Source organism: Microvirga sp. GN3, assembly GCF_055792825.1.
On record NZ_JBVVAK010000035.1, the window covers coordinates 43193 to 66478 of the forward strand.

The 23286-nt window shown below is 57.9% G+C and carries 19 protein-coding genes and 1 pseudogene; 15 read left to right on the plus strand and 5 right to left on the minus strand.

The annotated features are described in order from the left end of the window. The first annotated feature begins 144 nt into the window (after positions 1-144). The 4 genes from ACS5Q1_RS18205 (at position 145) to ACS5Q1_RS18220 (ending at position 4374) form a co-directional block, all read left to right on the plus strand. Entirely contained in the window at positions 145-2454 is a 2310-nt protein-coding gene (locus tag ACS5Q1_RS18205; RefSeq protein WP_473099513.1) for an AAA domain-containing protein, read from the plus strand. A gap of 125 nt (positions 2455-2579) precedes the next feature. Then, entirely contained in the window at positions 2580-2972 is a 393-nt protein-coding gene (locus tag ACS5Q1_RS18210) for a hypothetical protein (RefSeq protein WP_473099514.1), read from the plus strand. Positions 2973-3019: 47 nt separating this feature from the next. Next, positions 3020-3415, plus strand: a complete 396-nt coding sequence (locus tag ACS5Q1_RS18215; RefSeq protein WP_473099515.1) for a hypothetical protein — start codon at positions 3020-3022, stop codon at positions 3413-3415. Between the two features lie 53 nt (positions 3416-3468). Then, complete coding sequence (locus ACS5Q1_RS18220; RefSeq protein ID WP_473099516.1) at positions 3469-4374, plus strand: hypothetical protein; 906 nt, start codon at positions 3469-3471, stop codon at positions 4372-4374. A 194-nt stretch (positions 4375-4568) separates the two neighbouring features. On the opposite strand, the gene ACS5Q1_RS18225 is transcribed toward ACS5Q1_RS18220, so the two are convergent. After that, positions 4569-4805, minus strand: coding sequence for a hypothetical protein (locus ACS5Q1_RS18225; RefSeq protein ID WP_473099517.1), 237 nt, complete (start codon positions 4803-4805; stop codon positions 4569-4571). A 249-nt stretch (positions 4806-5054) separates the two neighbouring features. Here ACS5Q1_RS18225 and ACS5Q1_RS18230 point away from each other — a divergent pair, with 249 nt between their 5' ends. From ACS5Q1_RS18230 to ACS5Q1_RS18270, 9 genes are all read left to right on the plus strand, one after another. Further along, complete coding sequence (locus tag ACS5Q1_RS18230) at positions 5055-6560, plus strand: hypothetical protein (protein WP_473099518.1); 1506 nt, start codon at positions 5055-5057, stop codon at positions 6558-6560. Positions 6561-6676: 116 nt separating this feature from the next. Then, positions 6677-6889: a hypothetical protein gene (locus ACS5Q1_RS18235; protein WP_473099519.1), complete on the plus strand. Its 213-nt coding sequence runs from the start codon at positions 6677-6679 to the stop codon at positions 6887-6889. A gap of 246 nt (positions 6890-7135) precedes the next feature. Next, positions 7136-10828 carry a vitamin B12-dependent ribonucleotide reductase gene (locus tag ACS5Q1_RS18240; RefSeq protein WP_473099520.1) on the plus strand — a complete coding sequence of 1231 codons (3693 nt, stop codon included), beginning with the start codon at positions 7136-7138 and terminating at the stop codon, positions 10826-10828. 1920 nt (positions 10829-12748) lie between these two features. Further along, a complete protein-coding gene (locus ACS5Q1_RS18245) occupies positions 12749-14092 on the plus strand; it encodes a M10 family metallopeptidase C-terminal domain-containing protein (RefSeq protein ID WP_473099521.1) in 1344 nt (447 codons plus the stop codon). A gap of 71 nt (positions 14093-14163) precedes the next feature. Beyond that, positions 14164-14400 (plus strand): hypothetical protein, encoded by a 237-nt coding sequence (locus ACS5Q1_RS18250; protein WP_473099522.1) that lies wholly within the window; start codon positions 14164-14166, stop codon positions 14398-14400. 284 nt (positions 14401-14684) lie between these two features. Further along, positions 14685-15254, plus strand: coding sequence for a metallophosphoesterase (locus tag ACS5Q1_RS18255; protein ID WP_473099523.1), 570 nt, complete (start codon positions 14685-14687; stop codon positions 15252-15254). 19 nt (positions 15255-15273) lie between these two features. Further along, entirely contained in the window at positions 15274-15606 is a 333-nt protein-coding gene (locus tag ACS5Q1_RS18260; protein ID WP_473099524.1) for a hypothetical protein, read from the plus strand. Positions 15607-15963: 357 nt separating this feature from the next. Further along, positions 15964-17613: a putative bifunctional diguanylate cyclase/phosphodiesterase gene (locus tag ACS5Q1_RS18265; protein ID WP_473099525.1), complete on the plus strand. Its 1650-nt coding sequence runs from the start codon at positions 15964-15966 to the stop codon at positions 17611-17613. Continuing rightward, positions 17610-18842, plus strand: coding sequence for a diguanylate cyclase domain-containing protein (locus ACS5Q1_RS18270; RefSeq protein ID WP_473099526.1), 1233 nt, complete (start codon positions 17610-17612; stop codon positions 18840-18842). Before ACS5Q1_RS18265 ends, ACS5Q1_RS18270 begins: the two co-directional genes overlap by 4 nt. 33 nt (positions 18843-18875) lie before the next feature. Here ACS5Q1_RS18270 and recA read toward each other — a convergent pair whose 3' ends face one another. Then, complete coding sequence (gene recA / locus ACS5Q1_RS18275; RefSeq protein WP_473099527.1) at positions 18876-19919, minus strand: recombinase RecA; 1044 nt, start codon at positions 19917-19919, stop codon at positions 18876-18878. Positions 19920-20065: 146 nt separating this feature from the next. Then, entirely contained in the window at positions 20066-21139 is a 1074-nt protein-coding gene (dinB, locus tag ACS5Q1_RS18280) for a DNA polymerase IV (RefSeq protein WP_473099531.1), read from the minus strand. 219 nt (positions 21140-21358) lie between these two features. Between dinB and ACS5Q1_RS18285 the strand changes: the two genes are divergently transcribed. After that, a complete protein-coding gene (locus tag ACS5Q1_RS18285; protein ID WP_473099528.1) occupies positions 21359-21832 on the plus strand; it encodes a hypothetical protein in 474 nt (157 codons plus the stop codon). A gap of 8 nt (positions 21833-21840) precedes the next feature. Next, positions 21841-22239 (plus strand): thermonuclease family protein, encoded by a 399-nt coding sequence (locus tag ACS5Q1_RS18290; RefSeq protein ID WP_473099529.1) that lies wholly within the window; start codon positions 21841-21843, stop codon positions 22237-22239. 10 nt (positions 22240-22249) lie between these two features. On the opposite strand, the gene ACS5Q1_RS18295 is transcribed toward ACS5Q1_RS18290, so the two are convergent. Together ACS5Q1_RS18295 and ACS5Q1_RS18300 are read right to left on the minus strand one after the other, a co-directional pair. Then, positions 22250-22720, minus strand: a complete 471-nt coding sequence (locus ACS5Q1_RS18295) for a Ros/MucR family transcriptional regulator (protein WP_473099530.1) — start codon at positions 22718-22720, stop codon at positions 22250-22252. A gap of 451 nt (positions 22721-23171) precedes the next feature. Continuing rightward, positions 23172-23286, minus strand: a pseudogene (locus ACS5Q1_RS18300) (IS5-like element ISMex42 family transposase); the annotation flags it as partial.

Genomic DNA, 23286 nt, shown 5'->3' on the forward strand with positions numbered 1-23286 from the left:
ATCCACGATTTCTTCACGCCTCAACTCAGCGGTCACCAAATAAGAATGGGCCGGTGCCAACCGCCCGAGGGTCTGCTATAAAAGGTGGAAATTACGCAAATCAATTCTGATTTCAGAAACAAAATGCCAGGACACTCCCCGTTGATGCAGCAGGCAGAAATCGTCTCTTCCCCGGATCCGGTGGTGACGTTCATCACCGATGCATACCGGGCCCTGACCGATCTGGGGCTGCGGAACAAGATGATATCGCTCCCGGCAGCAAGCTCCCGTGGGCGCTCAATCGACCTCGCCGTCGATCCTGACACTTTGGTTGCACTCTTCGCACAGCAAGAGGCTGGCTGGCAGATCGGATCTGATCTTCTGCCGCTGGCGCGAGAGTCCCAGCGCTCGGCAGCGGACCTCCGCCGCTCGATCATATCATTGATCGCTGACGCGGAGATTGTCGCCAGCGAACAGGGCATCGAGACCCGTCGGCTCGCTGTAGGCGCAATCGAATGGAAGGATGCCGACGGTGAGATCCGAATGGCTCCTCTGTTTACCATGCCGGTGACGGTCTCAAGGGATCTCACGATTGCTCAGGCCGGAGCATTGGAGCCGAACGAGACATTTCCGCTCTTCGCAGCTTCGTTTGGCTGCACCGTCGGAATTGATCCGACGAAACCGCCCTCTCGCGCACTGGCAGTGAAGGCCCATGCAGTTGAACCACTGAAAGCCGGTGGCATCGCGATCCTCGGCTATAGGGCTCGAGTCAATCTCAACCTGTATGCGGGTAAAAGTGCTGCCATGCACCGTTCGGTGGATATCTCCGCTCGGCCGCATCTATCAGGAGTTGGTGCCCTTCGAATCCTCGCAGGACTGGGTTCGCCGGCTCCGGCAGTCCATCCTGAAACTCCAAACCTCCATCTCGTCGATGCAGACCTCAGCCAAGACGAGGCAATCACTGCCGCCAGGGCAGGGGAGTCTTTTGTTCTACAAGGGCCTCCTGGAACGGGTAAATCGCAGACCATCGTCAACGTTGTTGCCAATCTCCTCAATGACGGGAAGCGTGTCCTGGTCTCAGCCGAGAAGACCGCCGCACTCGAAGTGATTGCCGATCGCTGGCCAAAAACGACTCACAGCATTCCGGGACCAGTCCTTCTAACTGAGGGAGGAGCCTCATTGGGGCCGGAGGCCCGGTTCGCTGTAGCAACCCCGGCAGTAGCAGCCATCAAAATCCCTCCGGGAGTCTCATTCGACACCCTTATCGTCGACGAGGCATCCCAGATGAGGCTAGCCCATTCCGCTGTCGTTGCTGCATTAGCAGACCAGGTCATCGTGATTGGTGACTCGCAGCAAATGGCGCCTAGTAACCTATTCGCACGCGTCGGGCAGTCCCAGGTTTCGCCGACGATGATCCGCAGTCTCCTAGATCACGCCGTCGCATCAAACCTGCACTCAAGGCTTCTCAAGCAACATTACCGCTCCAAGCATGAAAGCCTCATCCTCTTTTCGAACAAGAATTACTATGGCGGCCAGCTCGACATCATTCCGTCCCCGCTGCGCAACGGATCTCTCGGAACAGTCTTCAAGTTCGTTCCCGATGCAGTCTACGATCGAGGCGGAGCGGGGGATAACATCGTTGAAGCTGGTGCCCTGATCTCGGATGCATTGCAGATCGCGAAAGAGAACAACTCCCGGAGGAAAAATCCCTTGGGAGGTACGCCCCGCTCTGTAGGCATCATTACGCTAAATGAAAATCAGCGCGATCTAATCCTTACCCTGCTTCCCGAAGCGCTGGAACGACAAGGGCTATCCGATCTCGACCTTGCCGGAACAAACGGGCACGAGAGACACTTCGTTAAAGCTCTTGAGAATGTCCAAGGCGATGAGCGCGATATTATCCTTGTTTCGACAACTTATGGCCGAGACAGCAAGCAGCGTTTTATCGCGAATCTTGGTGTTCTTTCACAGCCTGGAGCCGCGAATCGAGTCAATGTGCTTGCGACCCGGTCGAAATGGAAGACACTCGTTTACCATTCCTTCGAAATGGAGATGCTTGCTGGCGCCAGCAGTGATGGCGCAGAGGCGTTCAGGAAGTATTGGAGGGAATTTCAGAACTGTTCTGAGGTCAGGCCAAGCCTCGTCCCACTGGACGAATCTGGCCCGGCTGATGATCTCGAGTTAGCCTTCCGTCTGATGCAGAGGCGGCTCAAGTTTGAACGGTACTTCGTTCACAAATTCCCGCGCTTTTTGGCCGGTTTTGAGAAAGACGACCCGCAGAGATACGTCATAAGCTTCTACATCACGGGACTCTATTCGCCTCTGCAAGAGGCTTCGGACATCGCCCGCATCAAGAACGCCGGCTGGCAACTCTGTCGTATTCCGATCGACGAATGGCGAGCCGATCCCGAGAAGATGTCTGACGGCGTCTACCGCGTCATGTCCAAAGCCTCATTGGTCAAGATCGATCTATAGGGAGCAGAAGATGCCGTCCACGATGTGCAATGCAAGGTGGAAACAGCTGCACGATTCAGCCCCAGGTTCCATAACCTATCTTATGCGAAATTATAACGTTGCGCGATCCTGCCAGGAGACTAGCTTTGAATCCCTCCCCTAAAACTCGCGCTCCCACCCGGAAGAAAGTTGAGCGCCTCAAAGTCACCGTTTCGGAAATGCTCGATTTGGCTGAAGACGTTTTCGATTTTTTGAAGGAGTTGAAGATCAAACGTCCTTTCAGAAAATCGAAGCTCACGCGGCTCCACCGAGAGTTTCTGCTGCTGCAGCAAGACGCGCTCGCTTCGGATAATCCCAAGCCGGACATCGGTGCAGCCAGGGATACGGCTAGTGCGATCAACCAGTTATACACCCAGTTGATGGACGCTCTCGAAGCCGATGTTCGAGAGTATCCGACCAAGATGATAAAGAGTGCGCTGAAGCCGATAAATGACATGCGGCGTCTCTTTGCATCAGTAGCCCGCAAAGCGATCGCCTGAACATCCTGCAGCCTCAATACTCTCTGATTTCGAGACTGGATAGAACAATGAATGCCCCTTCGGAAGACAAGCCGATTGTCCTACTCAATTCGGCTCCACAAGCTTCAGAGGTCTTAACGAGTGAGATCGAGCAGCTCTGGGGCCTTCAAATCGCAATCCTCGACGAAATCGACGATCAGATCGAGGCTGCTGAAGATATGGGTGCTGAGACCCACTTCTTAGAAACTAAGGCTGAAGAACTGCGTGACGAGATCAGTTTCACGTTCTCTCGTCTCAGAAATGCGGGAAACAACGATGTAGCCTGGGAGCGGGCATTCCTTCAAGCGGGAGCCCTCTACGAGGACCTCGTCAGCTTCCGCACTCTCGTTTCAGCAGAAGTGATGCTGATTGCAGGAGCGGCCGAAGTTCAGGGGGCAGCCCCGCTACAGGCATTCCTTCATTAGAGCAGCACTGAGGACCGTCCGGATCGCCACGCCAGCCACATCTCCGAGAAACTATGACAGCCGAATTCGAACTTCTCTGGCAACGGGTCGAGGCAATCCCCCACCCCGGGCTAGCGCCCAAGCCGCAGTCCTCCTCGGTGCTTCCGTCTGACCAAGCCCGCTTTTATCGGCGCCTTCTCGATACTCGCCAGATCACGTTGGCCCTCACATGGACGGCTTTCATCCTCCTGCCGATCCTTAGTCTCGCCGGAGGGGATCCCGTCTCTCTCTGGGCTGTTGGAGCGGTCGGCCTCCTCTGCCTCTGTTGCGTCCTGACAATCCCGACCGATACAAGCGTCTACCAGAAGCGGCTTCACTCCGCAGAGGCCGAATGGAAGAGCGTCGAGGCCGAATGGGAGCAGTGCGCTGGGCCCCGCTCCTTCGACACGGAAAAGCTCCAGCTGCTGGACCTCCTGAATGAATGGAACAGTCTTCCCGATCTGGAGGCAGAGAAGATGGAGGCCCTCAAAGACCTCCAATGGGACGCCCAGCGTCAGCAGTTTCTATCCGGATTCCCGATCCACGAGGCCGACATCTTTGCTGTGGGTGACGGGCGTCTGAAGGCCCTCCGCGATGCGAATATCAAGACTGCAGCCGACGTAACAACCGTCGAAAATCTGTCGCGCATCCAGGGGATCGGCCCCACAATCGGCAAATCCTTGGTTGATTGGCGCAGAACGCTGCAGAGCGGGTTCGAATTCGATCCTACCGAGCCCCTCCTTCCAGCGCAGGTCGATGGCGTCAAAGCAGAGATTGCGGCCCAAGCAAGAGATCTTGAACTCCAGCTCAGGCTTGGGATCGCGGACCTAGAAAAAACGCTTGAGCGGATCCAGAAAATCCGCTCCCGTGGGGCCGATATCCTGAACCTGGAATTCGATCGGTACCAGAAGGCACGCTCCGAAGTGGCTCTCCTCACATAACGGCCGGGCTATCCAGCCCAGCCTCGCCCGATAAATTCGGACCTCGAAATTGGCCGCTGCTCAAGCGTCAATGAACAGGCGTTTACGCTGTTTTAAATCGTAAATTCCAATTAAGATGTTGATCCTCTATCGTGCCTTTTGCGTTCATCGGAGCGCCATTCGGCCGCGTCATACGAGGATCTTGCGCGATGCATCTAAGCCCTGCCCTTCAGTTGGACCGGCGGCCCCCTCTGGGCGAAGGCATCGCTATTAACCTCAATGCACCCCAGGTCACCGACGAGGCTGGAGTTCCATTCCCGCTTGGAGAAGTGCTCGCCGATACCGGCGATGGGGCCATCTATCGTGTCCCGGCCGACGGACAGCTTGCCGCCAAAGTGCTCCGAGGCGGCCCCAGTCCACACATCACCGCTCGACTTAGAGCGATGCTCCATCTTAACAACAGCGAGCTAAGGAAGGTCACGGCTTGGCCAACAAGCCTCCTCTATCCAAGGGGTAGTGACGAACCGATCGGTTTCCTTATGCCGTTGGTTCGAGGGCGGTTTCCTGTCTCGACGCTCTCCAGCCCCAAGGGTCAGCTCGCACGGTTCCCCAATGCTGATTGGAGGTTCCTCGTCCGGGTTTCGATCAACCTCGCTCGGGCATTCAATACTGTGATCAAAGCCGGATGCATCGTTGGGAATGTGAATCCTGCCAACATTCTGGTCGGGCAGGACGCGTCGGTCGTCCTCACAAGTTGCGACACCTTCCAGATCGACATGATCGACTCTGTGATCGGAGAAGCCGCGCAGGTGACGCTACTTGCCCCCGAGCTCCAAGACAAACCATTCGGCGGGCTCATTCGCAGCGTTAACCATGACAATTTCGCTTTGGCTGTTCTAATCTTCCAGTTGCTCTTTGCCGGCCGGCATCCCTTCGCAGGACGATACTTGGGCGGTGGTGACATGCCGATCTCGAGAGCAATCGCCGAGTTCCGCTTTCCATATGGCTCCAGTCGTAGCATCCACATGATGGAGCAACCGCCGAAGACCCCTTCCCTCTCAATTGTGGGCCCGGAGCTTGCCGCCTTGTTCGACCGGGCGTTCGGAAAACCCGCAGTCAAAGGCGGACGCCCGTCAGCCCGCGAATGGATGGCTGCCCTCGGACGGCTTGAGCAAAATCTCAAGCCTTGCCACGCCAATACTGCGCATTGGCATCACGCAGGAACCTCCTGTCCATGGTGCCGGCTTTCTTCCGACAAAGCGACGGGGCCGGTTTTCTCGGCCGAGCAAGTCCACTCTGGGGAGCGTACAGACTTCGAAAGCCTCTGGCGGGAAGCCGAAACCCTTGACCCACCAGGCGAGGCGCCCAACGTCCTTGACCTCGATTCAACCCCTTCGGAAGCGGCTCTAGCGGTCCGCCGTAAAGGGAACCTTGCCCATGTTGCCGCTGCGGTCATGGGCTTGAGCCTGATCACTTTAGGGATCTTCACCAAGATCGAGGCGATCCACCCGATGTGGTTTATCGGTGCCGGAATCCTCGCATTCTTTGTGACTCACAGCTTGTTCGATACCGAGGACGACGAAGCTGCCATCAAGCGGCGCCTGGAGCGCGCAAGGCTCAAATGGGAAGCTGCCGAAGCCGAGTGGGCACTTAGGGCGAGTTCAGAGGAATTTTCTCGTCAAAAGACACTGCTTCAAGAGCTTCGCGACGCCTGGGACCAACTGCCGGCCCTCCGGGACCGCCGCCACGCGGAGCTCAAAGAAAGCCATTGGGCGCTACAGAGGAATCGCTACCTCGATGGGTACCGGATCTCTGAGGCCAGGATAGAAGCTCTCACCAGCGAACGGCAGGCATTCCTCGCCTCGTATGGAATCGAAACCGCTGCCGATATCGACATCAAGCGTTTCAACGCCGTTCCGGACCTCAGCAGCCGCCTGCTCGAAAGCTTACTCTCCTGGCGGACGTCCATTGAACGCGATTTCATCTACGTCCCTACCCTGCCTATCGATCCCGCTGACGTGGCCCGGGTAGATCGCGAAATCCTAGACGAGAAGCGCCGTCTTGAGGGCCAACTGCGAAGCAGCCTCGCCAGCCTGAGGCAGGTTCGAAACGAAATTGAGACCGCTCGCAGGACCCTCAAGGGGCCGACCGAAGAGGCCTATCGCTCCTACGCTCAGGCCCAAATCGATGCAGCGGTGCTTTCATAAACGAAGGCATCCCTCGTCCCACCCCACAAAGGCTAGACCAAGACCTACTTAGATCAGGTGATCTCGAGATCCATTGACCAGAACCAATCCCCAAAATCTGGATCCGGAGACCTCCCATGATCAGTCGTCCACTTCCGCGCCTGCAGCAGGCCATGAGCCTCGCTGGATTTAGCCAGTCAGAGGCGCACTCAGCCATCTATACGCGCCGGACTTACAGGGACGACTTCCTTGCCGCTGCCGAAGCGATATGCCACGTCGGCGGCGCCTCGAAGGCGATTAAATTCGCCATCCGGTGCAGGCACATCGAGCGCCGCCGGCTTCTCACCTGATATCCAAGGTTCCGAAAATTAAGGACATTTTCGCTCTGCTCCTCGCCAGTGCTTGAACGTCTTTGGAATTATCGCGCATTTAAAGTACAATTTATTTCGCAAATCATACTTGCGGTGTTCCAGAGCGCTCTCTGGGTCGCTTCGGGTATGCCCTCCAAGGGGAAGCGAAAGACCCTGAGACTACTCATCAATGAGCCGCTCCCGCGGCCCGGAGATTGAGATCTCCGAAGTAAGGATTAGCCCACGATGCATTTCGAGCGCCGTTTCACCGCAGCAGGGCAGTCGCCCTACGCTGCCCTCGCCTTCCGGCTCGCCACAAGCGAGATCCGCAATCCGGATGGTTCTGTTGTCTTCAAGCTCGAGAGCATCGAGGTTCCTGAGTCTTGGAGCCAGGTCGCTGCTGATGTCCTTGCCCAGAAATACTTCCGCAAGGCTGGCGTACCGGCCCGGCTGAAGAAGGTCGAGGAGAACGACATTCCCTCCTGGCTGTGGCGCTCCGTGCCCGACGAGGCCGCCCTCGCCTCCCTGCCTGAGGACCAGCGCCTCGGCTCCGAGATCTCCTCCAAGCAGGTCTTCGACCGCCTCGCCGGCTGCTGGACCTACTGGGGCTGGAAGGGCGGCTATTTCTCGTCCGAGGAGGACGCCCACACCTTCCATGACGAGCTGCGCTTCATGCTCGCCAACCAGATGGTAGCACCGAATTCCCCGCAATGGTTCAACACCGGCCTGCACTGGGCCTACGGCATCGACGGGCCGAGCCAGGGCCACTTCTATGTGGACCATAAGACCGGCAAGCTGACGAAGTCGAAGTCGTCCTACGAGCACCCGCAGCCGCATGCTTGCTTCATTCAGAGTGTCCAAGACGACCTGGTGAACGAGGGCGGCATCATGGACCTGTGGGTCCGCGAGGCGCGCCTGTTCAAGTACGGCTCCGGCACCGGATCCAACTTCTCGTACCTTAGAGGTGATGGTGAAAAACTTTCCGGCGGCGGCCGCTCGTCGGGTCTCATGTCATTCCTCAAGATCGGCGACCGCGCCGCCGGCGCCATCAAGTCCGGCGGCACCACCCGCCGCGCGGCCAAAATGGTGGTGATCGACGTCGATCACCCGGACATCGAGGCCTACATCGACTGGAAGGTGAAGGAGGAGCAGAAGGTCGCCGCCCTCGTGACCGGCTCCAAGCTTGCTTCCAAACACCTAAAAGCCATTCTCAAGGCCTGCGTGAACTGCGAGGCCGAGGGCGACGCCTGCTTCGATCCGGAGAAGAATCCGGCTCTGAAGCAGGAGATCAAGCTGGCCCGTCGCGTCCAGATCCCGGATAACTACATCAAGCGCGTCATCCAGTTCGCCAAGCAGGGCTACACCGACATCGACTTCCCGATCTATGACACCGACTGGGATTCGGAGGCTTATCTCACGGTCTCGGGCCAGAACTCCAACAACTCTGTTTCTGTGACTGAGGAATTCCTCCGTGCCGTCGAGAACGACGCGGATTGGCACCTCACCGCCCGTCGCGGTGGCCACGTAATGAAGACCCTGAAGGCGCGCGACCTGTGGGAGCAGATCGGCTATGCTGCCTGGGCGTCCGCCGATCCCGGCCTGCACTTCAACACCACCATGAACGACTGGCACACCAGCCCAGAAGGTGGCCGCATCCGGGCCTCGAACCCGTGCTCGGAATACATGTTCCTGGACGACACGGCCTGCAATCTGGCCTCCGCCAACCTGCTGCAGTTCCTCAACCGCAAGGGGAACACTTTCAGCATCGCAGATTTCAAGCACGCCTGCCGCCTGTGGACCGTGGTGCTCGAGATCTCCGTGACCATGGCGCAGTTCCCGTCCAAGGAAATCGCACAGCTCTCGTACGAGTACCGCACCCTGGGTCTCGGCTTCGCCAACATCGGCGGCCTGCTCATGACCATGGGCCTTCCTTATGACTCCGATGAGGGCCGAGCCATCACGGGCGCGATCACCGCGATCATGACCGGCGTGTCCTATGCCACCTCGGCCGAAATGGCACGTGAGCTTGGGCCGTTCCCGCAGTACAAGAAGAATGCCAAGCACATGCTGCGAGTGATGTATAATCACCGCCGTGCTGCCATCGGCGCCCTTGACGGGTACGACGGGCTCTCCACCAGCCTCGTCCCTCTTGACGTGGACACTCTTACCCGGCCAGGAGCCCTGAACGAGGCTTGGAACTCTCTCGGTAAGCATCTCGCCGCCGAGGCAAAACAATCCTGGGATGAAGCGCTGGAACTCGGAACCAAGCACGGCTACCGCAACGCGCAGGCCACCGTCATCGCGCCCACCGGCACGATCGGCCTCGTGATGGATTGCGACACCACCGGCATCGAGCCCGACTTCGCCCTGGTGAAGTTCAAGAAGCTCGCCGGCGGCGGCTACTTTAAGATCATCAATCGGGCAGTGCCCGACGCCTTGAGGGCCTTGGGGTATCGCGAATCCGAGATCGCCGAGATCGAGGCCTATGCGGTCGGCCACGGCTCCATGAAGCAGGCCCCCGCCGTCAACCCCGGCTCGCTGCGCTCCAAGGGCTTTACGGACGACAAGATCGACGCGGTGGAGAAGGGCCTGAAATCGGCCTTCGACATCAAGTTCGTCTTCAACCGCTGGACGCTCGGCGAGGACTTCCTCACCGGCACGCTCAAAGTCCCGGCGGAGAAGCTGAACGATCCGTCCTTCGACCTGTTGTCCTTCCTGGGCTTCTCGAAGGCCGACATCGAGGCCGCCAACATCCACATCTGCGGAGCGATGACGCTTGAGGGCGCGCCCCATCTCAAAACCGAGCATTACGCGGTGTTCGATTGCGCCAATCCCTGCGGCAAGATCGGCAAGCGCTATCTCTCGGTCGAGAGCCACATCCGCATGATGGCGGCCTCGCAGCCCTTCATCTCGGGCGCGATCTCCAAGACCATCAACATGCCCAACGACGCCTCCGTCGAGGATTGCAAGAACGCCTACATGCTGTCCTGGAAGCTGGGCCTGAAGGCGAACGCCCTCTACCGCGACGGCTCCAAGCTCTCGCAGCCGCTCAACTCCGCTCTCATCGCCGATGAGGACGAGGATGCGGACGATGCTGTCGAGGCCGTGACCGCCCTCCCCGCCGCCGCGAAAGTTGCTCAGATTTCCGAGAGGATGGTCGAGAAGGTTGTCGAGCGCATCATCAAGGTCAGAGACCGCGAACGCATGCCCGACCGCCGCAAGGGCTACACCCAGAAGGCAACCGTGGGCGGGCATCGCGTCTACCTCCGGACTGGCGAGTACAACGACGGCCGCCTCGGCGAGATCTTCATCGACATGCACAAGGAAGGCGCCGCCTTCCGTGCGATGATGAACAACTTCGCCATCGCGATCTCGCTCGGCCTGCAATATGGCGTGCCGCTGGAGGAATACGTGGAGGCCTTCACCTTCACGCGCTTCGAGCCGGCCGGCTTCGTCCAGAACAACGATCGAATCAAGTCCGCGACCTCGATCCTTGACTACGTGTTCCGCGAGCTCGCCGTGTCCTATCTCGGCCGCAACGACCTCGCCCATGTTGAGCCCGAGAACGCACCGACGACTGTCGGCCTCGGCAAGAATGATGGCACGTCATCTGATCCTTCGGGTGTTGTTCTGCCGATCTCCCGCGGATTTGTCCGTTCAGATGTCCAGACAGTTGCTCAGACCGTCGCCATCTCTTCGGCAGCTGTGATCCCTCAGGTTGACGGGAATGCCGCTTTGGCAATGCATCCAGTCGAGAGTCTTCCGTTTCAACCTCCCGCCCTTGCACGGGCCGAGGACGATATGGCTACGAAACTCAGCGTCGCCAAAAACCAAGGCTTCATCGGCGAGGCATGCGGCTCTTGCGGGAGCTTGAGAGTAATTCGGACAGGCAAATGCACAACGTGCCTAGAATGCAACTCAAGCGGCGGCTGCGGCTAGGGAGAAGTTCGCAAGAAATGGAACGAGTGAAGGCCGCCGCCAAGTGGCCTTTACTCACCTTGCATGTGGACGCTGAACCATGAATGCCTGGTTATCTCGCTTCCTCCTTTCCGGCCTCGTAAGTATCGGATGCCCGGTTATTGTCCTCGCCAATGGCTCTAGCATGCCTCCAGCCGCGTCAGACAAATGGCTTCAATCTGAGGCTAGCAAGGCGATCATCTCGTTTGTATCGCCGCGAGCTCTCTTCCCGATCGAAGGGTTCGCCTTCGCCACAGCCTATCGTCCACTTGCCGTTTTCGATAAGCCAAACGGATCTCCGGTTGGCGAGTTGACCATGACAAACGCCGACTGTTCTGGCGCTGAGGACCGCACCGATTGCCAGCAAGTCGGGCCTTGGGTTCTGAGCCTCGCTGACGGAACTCGGCATAGCGTCGAGGTCGGAGAGTACAGCTACTCGGCCTACGGCCTTGTGTCATACTCCCAGAGCATCCCAGCCCCAGCTGGTGCCTGGTCCGAGATCTCTTCTGAGAAAGGGCCAGTGTGGGTCCTCACTCCGGCAGATGCAGTCATTTCATATGAAAGCCTTGTGCATGTCGTCGATAACTTCGATCGCTGGTGCGACAAGCGCGGAAGCTGCAGGCCAATCCAGGACGACATGAGAACCGAAATGCAGAGGGTTGCTGACGGTGAATACAAGCGCGCCACGTGCTATCCGGAGGCATATGAGATCAGAAGCCTCACGGCCGCCGACGGGGTAAGCTACTATGAGGTTCACCTCGCGGAGCCGGAGCCAAGCTCAAGTAGCCCGCGGCTGCCAAAATCGGGCTTCGTCCCGACCCGCAATCTGAACGGCAGACATACTGGCACTTTCTATCCTCGGGGCTGCTGAGCCGAGGAGCGAATTGCTTTCTCCACCGGCGGCATAAGTTCAAATCGATCCTGATCATGCGGAAATCTTCAAAAACCGGCTCGTATGGGAATCGCACGACATTCAGCCGTAAGCTGAATAGCAAAGTCAGGCGCTGCGCCATTTCCAGTCAGATCAAGCTGGTACCCCTCGACGGATCGCGGGTTGAATTGTTCATTGATGGTTCCTCCCACGGGCCGTTTGACGACGCCAGTGCCGCGCTCACCCAGGCGGCGGCCCTCAAGATCGTACGGACGATGCCGGCTAGGAAGCCTCGGCCAGAGCGAACCTACGATCTGACCCCGATTCGTGGCTCGGATCACGTCGGCCTCTATATCGACGGGAAGTTCGAAGGCGTTTTCTCCAGTGCGAGCGCGGCTGGATCCTATGTCGCCGATCGGTCCCAGCTCGGCCGCCCTCCCGCGCCTAAGCCTCGAAGCAGAATCCGAGGCGCTCGTATCTAAGGAGACCCAGCAAGTGCATATCGTCGACGTCGAGAATGGACCTAGCGTCCTGTACGAAGGCAATCGTTTGATTGCATCTGGCTCTCGCGAGATGTGCGAGGCTGTCCGGAAAGGTACCATTCAAGACTACATCGCCAGATGTGAAGACGAACGGCGCCGCCTTAAGATCGGAATGCATAGCCCGCGAGTTCAAAGACAGCTCGCCCTGGAAGCAGCCGTAGCGAAACCTGTAACCGAGCAGGCAGAGCTCTTCGCCTGAACTAAGATCACGAAATTAGGGGCGCTCTCTAGCGCCCCTTTTTTATACGGATAAGCAAACCCTGTTTGCCACACTGATTAACAAGCAGTGACCTGCTGCCCATCGTGCACAAGCCAGCGGAAAATCGAGATGACGTCCTTATTAGGACGGGAAATTAAATCCCCAGAATGAAGATGAAACAGCTTGACCGCCAGTGGGGCAAACGGTTTTGTATCCTACCATTCTATTTCGGTTTGATGCATTACAAGTGCCCTCGCTTGCTCATGCTTCAAGAGTGAGAAAGTAATAATATGTCGACAAGAGCCATCCTCGCCCTCCGCGGAATCGACCAAGACAATGCGTTCTCCCGTGATTACGCCAACAAGGCTGACGGAGAAGGTGCCGTTGTTACCTTCTCGTTCATGACTGCCGCGCCCGAGGGGAGCAGCAAGGCGGCGACCTTCTCGACCTATTCGGCTCAGGAGAAGGCCACCGTTTATGCCGCCCTTGGTTACATTTCTTCAATCGCCAACGTGACCTTCGTCGAGTCGAACGAAGCCAGTTCTCTCCTCGCGTTTGGTCAATACAACATGAGCGGTGACATCGTCGGCAGCGCCGTCGGCATCTATTACAACAAGGCCCTGGGTAAGTTTGAGCAGGGCCAAGTCTGGGCCGACAGCGGTCTGAAGTATAGCACCAAGACCGGAGAGGGCATTCACACCATTCTCCACGAGGTCGGCCATGCCCTTGGCCTTCAGCACCCCTTCGAGGGCCCCTACAAGCTGACTGGCAAGGAACTCGCCTCCTCCGCAATGGGCTACACCTATACCGGGCCCGACAACAAGATGGGCGTCTATGACACCATGGCGCTCCAGGAGATCTATGGTACTCCGCAGGTCCGCCTCGGCAACAACACCTACAAGCTGGGCAACGACAAACTCGTCTTCGATGCCGGCGGAATCGACACCATTGATGCCTCGGGTGCCAAGTACAAGGTTGTCATCAACCTCGGAGCCGGAAGCTGGAGCTACATCAACAAGAAAGCCAGCTCGCTCGTCTCCGACGGTCAGGCCGTGATCGGTCAGTCGACCACCATCGAGAACGCAAAGGGCTCGAAGTACAACGACACCATCACCGGCAACTTGGAGAGCAACACTCTCAAAGGCGGTGCCGGGAATGACAAGGTATACGGTGGTGCTGGCGACGACAGGCTCTATGGAGAGTCGGGCAACGATCTCCTTAGCGGGGGCGACGGCATGGACTATCTGTCGGCCAGCACCGGCAATGATACCATCTGGGGTGGAGCCGGAGCAGATCGGCTCTATGGCGGATCCGGAAAGGACCAGTTCAAGTTCAACTCCTACGGGGACCTTGGTGACCTGAACTCGTTTGACCGAATCTATGATTTCCGGAAGGACGATAAGATCAACTTCCGGAGCTTCGATGCCAACCCCGATGCAGCCGGCCGTCAGAAGCTGACCTTCCTCGGCAATTCCTCCGGTGACTGGAAGCTGAATGCCCATAAGGCAGGACAGTTCTACTACAACACCGTCTCGGATGCGCTTGTCATCGACTCCAACGGAGACGGCGCCGCTGATCACTACATCGGCGTCAAAGGCGTCACCTCGATGAAAGCCGCGTACTTCATGCTCTAAGCCCAAAAGGGAGGCCACTCAGGCCTCCCTTTTTTGTTTCGGGCAGATGAAACCAAGAGGTCCCGAAACCGATGCCGACGCTTCGTGAATATATCGCTGAAATGGACGCACGCCGAAAACGCCTGCTCGAGGCCGAGGATCGCGGCTGGCATGATTGCATTCCAAGTGAGAGGGAGACCGTCGCCGAATTTGAGCACGTGCTCATGAATGTGATCGGCAGTAACTATGACCGCCTTGTCGCGATCGCAGGCGATCTGGATCTCGGGCCGCTGCCGCCGGGGATCTCCCTGGCCTATAGCAGGGATTGAAAATCATCTTCCGACAGTGGCCAGGGGTGACGGTACATCCGCGCCACCCCTTAACCACGTCAGCCGAGTGCCCCACATCCCGGTTGATGCCTTGATATCGCCGATATGGTTAACGCTCGGTTAATTCGGAGCATTCAAGGCGGAAGTTTTGGCTTTATGTCTTCCACAAAGCTTGGCAATTTGGTTAAGCCAGATCCCCGAAAAATAGAAGTTCAGTAGGCCCGTTCGTGACACACGAAAGGCCAAGCTTTAGGTGTTTAAACTGCACCTGAAAGGAGTTCGAATTGCGCTTTGATATTGTCGCGGATGTCCATGGGCACGCTTCCAAGCTTACCGCCCTCCTCTCCAAGCTTGGCTATAAGCTCAAGAATGGCACCTGGCAGCATCAGGACCGGACGCTTGTCAGCGTCGGCGACCTCATTGACCGTGGACCCGAGCAGCTCGAAACCGTTCGCATTCTCCGGCGTATGAGAGACGAGGGCTTTGCCGTAGCGACGATGGGCAATCATGAGCACAATGCGATCGGCTGGTTCCTGTCCGATCCGAATGATCCCTCCCGGCCACTCCGGACGCACAGTGCAAAGAACCGGACTCAGCACCAAGCCTTCCTGGAGGCCGCCGGCGAGGGCTCTCCTCTCCACCGGGAACTCGTTGAGTGGTTCATGACCCTTCCGCTCTGGTGGGAGACGGATGGCCTTCGGGTCATCCATGCGTGCTGGCATCCGCGCGAACTCGCCATCATGAAGAGCTTCGTTACTAAAGACGCGGCTCTCACCCAGGATGGCGTCTATGCATCCTTCGCCAAGGGGGCATCCGGCGCACAACGCCGTCGAGATCCTCCTGAAGGGTCTTGAGATCGCCCTCCCTGCAGGTGTGTCGTTTTTCGATAAGGATGGTCACGAACGCACCAATACTCGCATCCGCTGGTGGGATGATGCGGCCACCACCTACAGGAGCGCTGCTCTTGTCGACCCGGAAACGACCGCTCTCCTGCCGGATATCGAACTCGGCTCCGAAGATCGTCTAGCCTACGACCACGCGGCCCCCGTAGTCTTTGGCCACTACTGGCTACAAGGTGAGCCAATCGTGACTGACCGGCGTCGACTCTGCCTCGATTACTCTGTCGCAAAGGGTGGCCATCTCGCCGCGTATCAGTGGGACGGTGAAGCCGAACTCGATCCCAGAAAGCTGGTCTACGTCAGCTAAGTAAAGACGCAGGTCTGAAAGCGCAGGCCTGCTTCACTCCCCAAGCCTAAAGGTTCTATGCACCAAACACGAGGTTTGGTTGACCAGGCTTGGGATTAACCCTGGCGCTGAAATTGCTGCCGGCCGATTGTAGTTAGGTTGGATCCGAATTAGACGTCGGAGCAGCGAAAAGTCTTGATTTGACTTTCACATGGCGGATTGGAAGCTCACTCGTCTGAGCCCGATCCAAAGGCATGATGCCGCCCCGCCATACCGGTGCGAATCCGGTATATCGAAATCACCATCGACATTGTTGAATCTATTTCGAGTTCAAGCGCTTAGTGGCAACTGAGGCTCGGAGGTTGATGCGGGCGTCCAATGCTGACCGTTAATGAATTTGTCTTCTCAGAGCGATCCGCTCTATTGATCGCGATGGGGATCGCGACCCTTGCCGTTGCCTGTCTCACAAGCGTCCAGCATTGGACACAGGCCCGCAAAATCCCAGGTTCCAAACGGTATGTCCTAAAAGGCGTGGCCATCGCAGCCGCGCTCTTCGGAATTTGGTCGACCTACTGGGTTGGAACCAGAGTGGCGCCGCCGCCTCCCCCAGATGGGTTTGGAATCAGTCTTACTCTCCTGGCTTTCGTCGCCGGTGTCGTTCTCACCGGGATCGGCGCAGGGATGAGCATCCGCGACCGATGGAACCGTACCCGTGATCTCGTGACCGGCCTTGAGAACCGGGCGAACTTCATGGACAGGCTCGATCGTGAAATCGGGGTACATCAAGCCAGGAAGCAACAGCTGGCAATCCTCTGCCTCGACATCGACGGGTTCAAGGACATCAATGATCTCTATGGTCATACGACAGGTGACCACACCCTAAGAGATGTTGCCAGCAAGCTCTCGACGGCGCTGAGCCGCGGTCAGATCCTTGCGCGGCTTGGCGGTGACGAATTCGCGGTTCTCATGCCAAATATCGAAAGCCCGACAGAAGTCCGGCTCCTGGCGGAGAGGTTGCAGAGGGCGGTCGCGGCGAGCCTTCAGGTCAGGGACCTTCCCGGCTCCATATCTGTGAGCATCGGTATTGCCTCATATCCGACTGATGCCAGTGACCGAGCCGAGTTGCTCTCATGCGCCGAAACCGCTCTACACCGAGCCAAGGATGAAGCGAGCGGATCCTGCCGTGACTTTGATCCGACGATGGGGGACCAACTGCGTGAGCGCCGGACTATCGAACAGGATCTCCGACAGGCCATCCAGGAGGACGAACTCCACTTGGTTTACCAGCCTCAAGCGAACATCCACACAGGGGAGGTTACGGGCTTTGAGGCCTTGCTGCGTTGGAACCACCCCATCCGTGGTGACTTCCCTCCTGGGCTGTTCATACCGATAGCCGAAGAAAGCAGTCTCATCCTCACCATAGGCGAATGGGTCTTGCGAGAGGCCTGTCGTGAGGCTGCAACCTGGACACGCCCACTCACCATCGCGGTCAATGTCTCTGCCCGGCAACTTATCGATACAGGTCTCGCCGAGCTGATCCAGAGCATTCTGGCGGAAACGCAACTCTCTCCAGAGCGCCTCGAGATCGAGGTCACCGAGACGGCCCTCATCAGCGATCCCGGTCGAGCACTCCAGACCCTCAACAGGCTAAAGACCCTTGGCGTCACAATCGCTATGGATGATTTCGGGACCGGCTATTCTTCCTTGTCGAACGTGCGGGAGTTCCCCCTCGACAAGATCAAGATCGACCGATCCTTTATCAAGGCGGTTCACGCCAACAAGCAGGCAGCTGCGATCGTACGGGCCGTACGCCTGCTGTGCGACGGACTCGGCCTACCCGTCATCGCCGAAGGGGTTGAGACCCCGGACGAGCTTCATTTTCTGAGGAAGGAAGGGTTCACCGACGCGCAGGGCTATCTTCTGGGATCTCCTGTCCCAGCCAGTGACATTGGCCGTCTGGTCTTCAACAACGTCATTCTGCTACCGAGCACGCGCGTTCGCCTCGTAAGCGAGGCGGCAGCCCAATGATCGTCAATCTCCTGAGAACCATCAAAGCGATGAGCCATACATCGCCGAACCGGGCGCGATCGCTCAACCGACTCAAGATTGTTCTGGTGATCCTCGGAGCCGGTTTTATCGTCTCGGCGGCTTACTTCTCTTGGCTCATCGCTGAACGCCAGGACAAGCTGGCCCGGGTTTCGCGCTTAGACGTTGCCTGGGTGGCGAACAAAGCGGAATCCGAGTTCTTTCGCCTTCAACACACCCTTCTTGCCTACCGCTTGAACGACGGCGGCGTAACCGCCGACGACGTCATTCTTAGATTTGAGATTCTTCAAAGCCGCTTCACTATGCTGAGGGAGGGCGATTTCGGCGTCTTCATTAAGAGCAACGAAGAGACGCAGTTGGCTGCTGATCACCTAGATGAGATCCGCACAGCGGCAGAACCAGTCATATACGGGATTGAGAAGCCAGGTGCTGCCGACCAGGCAGCCGCGCTCCTTGAGCCGATTGCAGCGATTCTGCCCAAGGTCGTCGGCACCGCCAACCAATATGTTGCCGATCTGATCACCGATAATCATGCCTCGTTGTCGAACCTGCATCGAACTTTCACGTTCATGATGATCGGAATGATCGCATGCGGCTTCGGGCTGATTGCCTTCATGAAGCGGCAGAACGATCTGCTGGAGAGTGCCCATGGCGACGTGCAGGACCTCGCAAAGAACCTTTCCCACCTCGCCCATCACGATGCGCTGACCGGTTTGGCTAATCGTGTTCTATTCCGCCAGCGTTTGGACGGTGACCTCGACAGGTTACGCACTTACGGCGAACCTCTGACTGTCTTGTATCTCGATCTGGACGGCTTCAAGCAGGTAAACGACAAGCTTGGACATGCCGCTGGTGATGAATTGCTTCGAATTATCGCTAAACGCCTTCAGAACTCTATTCGAGTCGGCGATATCCCTGCCCGTCTTGGCGGAGATGAATTCGCAGTTTTGCTTCGGGATCCGGTTTCAGTCGAGATTGCCGAGACAATCTCACAGCAGATCATCGCCGCAATCAGTGCTCCGATTGGATTGGATCGCCAGGAAGTCACAATCGGAACGAGTATCGGGATCTTCATGGCGAACGATCCCAGACTGACCCGCGACGAGATCATGCGGGGCGCGGACAAAGCCTTGTATCAGGCTAAGTCCGAAGGCAGAGGACGGTATCGCTCATTCGATATCATCTCTCTGCCCGACCAAAAGGTCGCTTAAGAAAAGGCCGGTCCTTGCGAACCGGCCTTTCGATTATGCTGCATCGTCGGCAGCGGCTTCGCCCGTATCATTGGCTTGAAGATCGTGCATCAGGAGACCCGCATTCTCGCGGATCTTGCCCTCGATCTGGGCCGCAATCTCAGGATTTTCCTTCAGGAAGGTCTTGGAGTTCTCACGCCCCTGCCCTAGCCGTTGGCTGTCATAGGAGAACCAGGCACCAGACTTCTCGACCACGCCAGCTTTCACGCCAAGGTCGATGAGCTCGCCCATCTTTGAGATGCCCTCGCCGAACATGATGTCGAACTCGACCTGCTTGAAGGGAGGAGCGACTTTGTTCTTGACGACCTTCACGCGCACCTGATTTCCGATCGGATCGTCGCGATCCTTCAGGGTGGAGACGCGGCGGATGTCGAGACGCACGGAGGCGTAGAACTTCAGCGCATTGCCGCCCGTCGTGGTCTCCGGGCTGCCATAAGTCACACCGATCTTCATGCGGATCTGGTTGATGAAGATCACCAGCGTGTTCGTCCGGTGGATTGAGCCGGTGAGCTTGCGCAGGGCCTGGCTCATGAGACGGGCCTGCAGGCCCGGACGGCTCTCGCCCATCTCGCCTTCGATCTCCGCCTTCGGCGTGAGCGCAGCCACGGAGTCGATGATCACCACATCGATCGCGCCCGAGCGAACCATGGTGTCGGCAATCTCCAACGCCTGCTCGCCGTTGTCCGGCTGGGAGACGATCAGATCATCCAGGTTCACGCCCAGCTTACGGGCATAAACCGGATCGAGCGCATGCTCCGCGTCAATGAACGCACAAACGCCGCCCTTCTTCTGAGCCTCAGCAATCGCATGAAGGGTCAGCGTCGTCTTGCCCGAGGATTCCGGTCCGTAAATTTCGATTACCCGGCCCTTTGGCAGGCCACCAACACCAAGGGCGATATCCAAGCCGAGCGAGCCCGTAGAAATTGTCTCGACCTCAACAACCTGATCGCCGCCCAGGCGCATAATGGCGCCCTTACCAAAGGCGCGTTCGATCTGGGCGACCGCTGTATCGATCGCCTTCTTCTTATCCAAGCTCATAAAGGCTCCGCACGTCCAAAAATTCGGGATGGCAGGAGCCTATCCTGAGCCGCGCCAAAATACCAGAACAAATCAAGAACTGCGCCACTTTGTCGACCACAAAGCTTGGCCGAATTCACCTATTTAGCTCGACTATAAGGCCGGTTTCAGAGCGACAGGGATAGCTGTGGGGGCTCGGATTCCTCGTCCGTGTTAAGGGTCGACAAGGCCACTCCAAGGAGCCGAACTGCCTTTGGGAAGGGGAACAAGGCTGTCAGCAGATCGAACGATACGGCCTCAAGAGTCGCCCTGCTCTCAACCATTCCTGACAGAGTTCGGCTGCGGGTTATCTGGTGAAAGTCCGCATACTTGACCTTAAGCGTCACCGTACGTCCCCTTACCCCGGTCTGATCGCAATGGCGCCAAACCTTATCGATGATCGATTGTAGCACCGTCTTCATAGCCTCCAACTCCGACAGATCGTTCGAGAACGTGTTCTCGGCGCCGACAGACTTCCGGATCCGATCTGGGCGCACGGGACGATGGTCGACGCCCCTGGCGAGCCAGTAGTAATAGCTCCCAGCCTTGCCGAACCGCTCCTGCAAAAATTCCAGCGACCGCCCCTTCAGGTCGAGCCCCGTGAAGATGCCAAGCCTGTTAAACTTCGCGGCTGTGGCAGGACCTATCCCATGGAACTTATGGATCGGGAGTTGCTCCATGAAAGCAGGCGCCATCTCGGGGGTAATGACGAACATCCCGTTCGGCTTCCGCTGATCTGAAGCCAGCTTGGCCAAAAATTTCTGAAAGCTGACCCCGACCGACGCGGTCAGGCCGGTCTCCTGGAAAATCTTCGCCCTGATCTCCCTCGCAATCTGGGTTGCATAGGGAATGCCCTTTAGGTTCTCAGTGACGTCCAGGTATGCCTCATCTAGCGAAAGCGGCTCCACCAGGGGCGTATACTCGTGGAAGATCTCACGGATCTGGAGCGACACCTGTTTGTAGACGTCGAAGCGTGGCTTCACGAAAATCAGATCGGGGCATTTACGGCGTGCCGTTACAGACGGCATTGCAGAATGGACTCCAAAGCGCCGCGCCTCATAGCTCGCGGCTGCCACAACACCGCGCTCTCTTGATCCGCCTACGGCAACAGGCTTGCCCCGAAGCTCCGGATTATCCCGCTGCTCCACACTGGCGAAAAACGCGTCCATGTCACAATGTATCACACGCCGGACGCTTATCACCTCGCCTTTTCCGGCTTCCTCGGGTCTCCGATCGGCAATGAATGGCTCAAGGGTGATGTCCACCGTGGTCCCCACGACTGGGTGCTCTCAGGGTCACCACCGTAATAGCATTTCCTGTTCTTCTTTTGTACTCCCTGCCCCGGATTTCCACCTGTTTCTGAGGCAGCCGTTCCTGAGATCGTTTTCGATCAATCCCCTAAAAATCAGGAGCGTCCATCAATGTCCGCTGACAAGCACAAGGGCCTTGCCCGACGCACGGCCTATCTTCGCCTCGCCGCCTCTCGGGGAGACGCCGGCTTTGCGGTCCAGATCAAGTGGGGCTACGCGGTTACCTCGTATGTCGAGGATCTCCTGAAACTCGGACACCTGCGCCGCACAAGGCAGGCCGCCGGCGGACGGAAGCGCGTCACCTGTATGGTGATCACGCCCCGCGGCGAGAAGTTTTTCCAAGATATCCTCGCTCGGCATGGCCGGAGCTTCGGGCCGACCTCGCTCATCCTGACGCTAGACCCTCGGAAGGTGCGCAAGGAGGAGAAGCGCAAGAAGGCTTCCCAGGCTGCAGGGTACACCAGCAGCCGCGTCTATACCAGGATTCGCCATTTGGACGCCGCGCTGGCAGCCCGCCACCTCGAGCGGATCAGACAGGCATTAAGCCGCCCCGGCTCATCGCTCTCCACGCAAGCAACTGCCTGAGACGTTCCATGAACCTTGCTATCCCGGCTGCTATCGCTCTGCTGTTCGCCTGGCTGTTATGGGTCTGGATCCGGTACTCTGCAAAGCAGACCATCAATCCAAGGAACCTATGCGTGATCGATGGCGACACCGTCTGGATACTTGGACCAGATCGCTCCGTCTCAGAAAAGGTCCGGCTTAAAAACGTGAATGCTCCGGAACTCCGGCGCCCCCGTTCCCGCAGGGAACTCAACAGGGCTGTCGCGGCGACCGAATTCCTCCGGGACCGGATCGAGCGAGCCCGCTCAGCCACCATCCGCAGGAGAGGCAAAGATCGATACGGGCGAACTCTCGCCCGTATCGCGATTGACGGCAAGGATCTCGGCCGCATGCTCGTCCGCGCCGGCCACGCCACGCGCTGGACGTAAAACGCTGGCTTTATGCCGATACCGCAGCGGCCCGACGGCCAGTTGGCTTCTTCGCAGCCTTCTTCCCACGCTCACCAAGGCCCATGCTCTTGGCCATTTGGGAACGTTGGTTGGAGTAGTTCGGCGCGACCATCGGATAGTCGTGAGGCAGGCTCCACTTGAGGCGGTATTCCTCCGGCGTCAGGCCCACTCCCCGCAGGTGCCGTTTCAGGGTGCGGTACTGGCGGCCATCCTCCAGGCTGATCAGATAGTCCGGTGTGATCGTCTTTTTGATCGGCAGCCGCGGCTGCATTGGCTCTGCCGTCTTGATCTCCTCAGGGCCGCCCTGGATCCTGGCGAACGCCTTGTGCACGTTCTCGATCAGGGTTGGAATGTCCTGTCGGACCAGTGAATTGTTCGCCACGTATGCAGTCACGACATCTGCCGTCATCTGAAGGATATCGCTGCTCGTCGATGTGGTGGCGACTTCGGGGGTGTTCATAGAGATACTCTCTTCGGGTTCTAAGCAGTCCGGAGGGTATAGGGACGGTGGTTCAGATAGGACCACCTTCAAAGGGATATTCTGGTTGGAGCAAAAGGCTATTGGGATCTTCCATTAGCGTTTGTGTTCTATCCGGGATCTGCTGTGTTCTTGGATTTGCGGTCAACGGACCAGTTCGGCACCTAAAATTGCGGGGCAGTTAAACCCCGGAAGGCGTTTATCTTCCAATCGGCTTCATTCCAAGGCGGATCGTTTCTTTTTCAAGCGCGGTTCTCGGGGATTGGTCTGGTAGAGCAGAGCTATTGGCGTGTTCCAGTGGCGTTCGTGTTCTAATCGGGATGGGCTGTGCTTTGGATTGGCGGTCAACGGACCAGTTTCAGGGCGAAAAATGGCGTCTATTCTAAACCCCGTAAGGCGTTCAAATCGGTCGGAAAGATCCTCCTACGGCCTGTTAGCGCTTGATCCAGTCGAGAGTGGCGGCGAGACAGAGCACGCCCATGAAGGATGGGGCGGTCTTCTCGTAGCGCGTCGCAACGGCTCGCCACTCCTTCAGCCTGGCCCAGAGC